The following is a 2,466-nucleotide window of genomic DNA, read 5'->3' as shown; positions in this document are numbered from 1 at the left end:
CGCCGAGTACGAAGCCACCTACTACCTCCAGAACCAGCCAAAACCGCTGGTCACAGCCACAACTTAGAGTCTCTACCGAACCCGGAACGATTCACCGGCCTCGGTCCACTCGGCCAAGCGGCGCCAGCACGTCATACCGGAGCCGAAGCCGAGTTCCTGTGGCAGGTGCTCCCAGGCGATCCCGGTGTGCAGTACGAAGCAAGATGCCCTGGAACACCAACCGGTCCGGATGCCGCTTCCTCCCGGGATTGCGAGTCCGGCGTTCCACCCTCGGCAGCAGCGGCTCGATCACCGCCCACAGCTCATCATCGACATTTCACGGCTTCGGTCGAGCCACCCCACACCCCCGGATCTTCAGTCCCGGAGTGATCCAATCACCTCGAAGATCATTTCGTTAGGAGTTCTAACGACTTGGTCCGCGATAGACCTGGCCATTCTCGTCCGGCCTGCGGTAGGAAGATCAAATGACTCGTCTCCCTGCCTGCGGGCCTGAAGGGCCCATCCGCTCCAGTGTCACCTCGCAGGCGCCGCTGGCTGTGCGGGCGGTCCTCTTCGACTTCTCCGGCACCCTGTTCCAGATCGGTGCGTATGCAGATCGGATCCGAGCGGCGATGACCGAACCCGTGGACGACGCGGCGATGGACGTCATGTTGAGCGGGCTCGAAACCGGCCTGTCGGACCCCGACGTGGTCGAGGTCCAGCGCGGCCGCGACGTGTCCTCAAGAGCACATCGCCATGCCTTCACCACCTGGTATGCCTCGGTTCCCGAGCTGGCACCAGTCGCCGACGTGCTCTATGAGCAACTGCAGGCCCCTGAGCATTGGGTGCCTTACGCAGACACCGAGTCCACACTGGTCCGACTGACTCGGAGCGGCATGGTTCTGGGGGTCGTCAGTGATGTGGGCTGGGATCTGCGGGCCACCTTCGCCCATCACGGCCTTGACCACTACTTTTCGTCCGGGGTGCACTCTTACGAACACGACACGGAGAAACCGGACCCGTTGCTGTTTCAGCATGCCTGCCGTGAACTGGGTGTCGCCCCGGAGGAGACGCTGATGGTCGGTGACCATCCCGCGAAGGATGGCGGCGCGGCCGGGGCGGGACTGCGCTCGTATGTGCTGCCCGGTCGAGCCACTCCCGGTTCGTGTCGCGGACTGGATGCAGTGCTTCGCCTGGCCGATCGAGTGTGACCAAGAAGTGGGCCCGTGCGGCCTTGACCCATCCTGCCTTCTGCGGCGTCTCGCGTTCACATCTCGGCGATTTGATCGAAGAGTTGGCCGACCCGTGGCTCGCCCAGTGTGAGTCGGAGCTCCACGAGCGGCGTGGTGCCCAGCGGCAGCGAGAGGCCGGAGCCGGGCCGAAGCACGACCTGGTCTTCACCGACCGCCTGCTCGTCACCCTGGTCCACCTGCGCACCGGCTTGCCACATGCCGCGCTCGCCGAGCTATACGGCACCGCCCGCTCCACGATCTCCCGCGCCATCGGCGAGATCCGCCCGCTGCTAGCGGCGCGCGGCTTCGCCGTCCCCGACCGCCCCGATATTCGGCTGCGCACCCTGGCGGACGTGTTCGCCTACGCCGAGGCCGAGGGGATCCGGCTGCGGATCGACGGCGCCGAGACCCAGGTCCGCCGCCCGCAGGCCAACCAGCCCGGACGGCGGGCCTTCGTCTCTGGCAAGAAGAGGCAGAACACCATCAAGACCACCACCATCAGCGACGGCCATGGCCGCTTGCTGTGGTCGGGTGCAGACCGCCCGGGCCGCATGCACGACCAGACCGCGATGCGCACCGAAGGCATCGCCGAGCAGTTCCGACTCCACCCGAAGGCGACAGCCGAGGTCGACGAGGGCTACCGGGGGCTGGCCAACGAGTTCCCCGACCAGATCAGTGCCCCGCCCAAGAAGCAGAAGGACGATGCGCCGCTCGGCGAGCAGTACGCCTGGCGGGAGACGCGCCGACGGCAGTCATCAGCCCGGATCTGCGTCGAGCACGCCAACGCCGAACTGCGCCAGTGGCGCCCGCTCCAGCGCCACACCGGCCCCCGCGAGGACTACGCCGAAACCCACGTCGCGATCGCCTCACTGGTCTCGGACCGCTCAGCCCGCCGGCCGACGCGCCGCAAGCCGAGCACCGAACTCGTGCTCGCCCGGCAGGCGGCCTGCTGATCAACCACCAGCCGAACCGCCAGGCCAGCACGCCCCGACCTCAATCGCGGACCGAGTCGTAAGTGCCGGTCCTCGCCCCCGGGACCGGTCCGCCCCGGGTTCAACTGATCCTTGCAAAGAATCCCGTGGCTTCAGCCATCGGGAGGAATCGCATCCCCTGGCGGCGACGCGGAGCGTCGCGGTGTCGGATCGTCTCGGGCGCGGAGCGCTCGCAGTGCTGTTCTGCCCGGCGGAGCCGGGGAATGCGAACGCGTGTCTTGTTGATCGCTGGATGGGGCGGTCGGGGCGCTGGTGGGGTGCAG

General features: G+C 67.2%; 2 protein-coding genes and 1 pseudogene. 2 read left to right on the top strand and 1 reads right to left on the bottom strand.

What is annotated here, in order from left to right; all coding sequences use genetic code 11:
* Positions 1–93 precede the first annotated feature (93 nt).
* A pseudogene (locus ACWD6R_RS40305) lies at positions 94–301 on the bottom strand (transposase); the annotation flags it as partial.
* 163 nt (positions 302–464) lie between these two features.
* On the opposite strand from ACWD6R_RS40305, the gene ACWD6R_RS40300 reads away from it, so the two are divergent.
* Positions 465–1,190, top strand: a complete 726-nt coding sequence (locus ACWD6R_RS40300; RefSeq protein ID WP_451823305.1) for an HAD family hydrolase — start codon at positions 465–467, stop codon at positions 1,188–1,190.
* 71 nt (positions 1,191–1,261) lie between these two features.
* Positions 1,262–2,164, top strand: coding sequence for a transposase family protein (locus ACWD6R_RS40295; protein ID WP_451823304.1), 903 nt, complete (start codon positions 1,262–1,264; stop codon positions 2,162–2,164).
* Positions 2,165–2,466 lie beyond the last annotated feature (302 nt).

The sequence above is a fragment of the Streptomyces sp. NPDC005151 genome, assembly GCF_053599875.1.
This window is presented reverse-complemented; position numbering and strand designations above follow the sequence as displayed.

Bases quoted from the DNA above. Each gene is read 5' to 3' on its own strand.
- ACWD6R_RS40300 (WP_451823305.1), top strand. From the start codon at position 465: ATGACTCGTCTCCCTGCCTGCGGGCCTGAAGGGCCCATCCGCTCCAGT.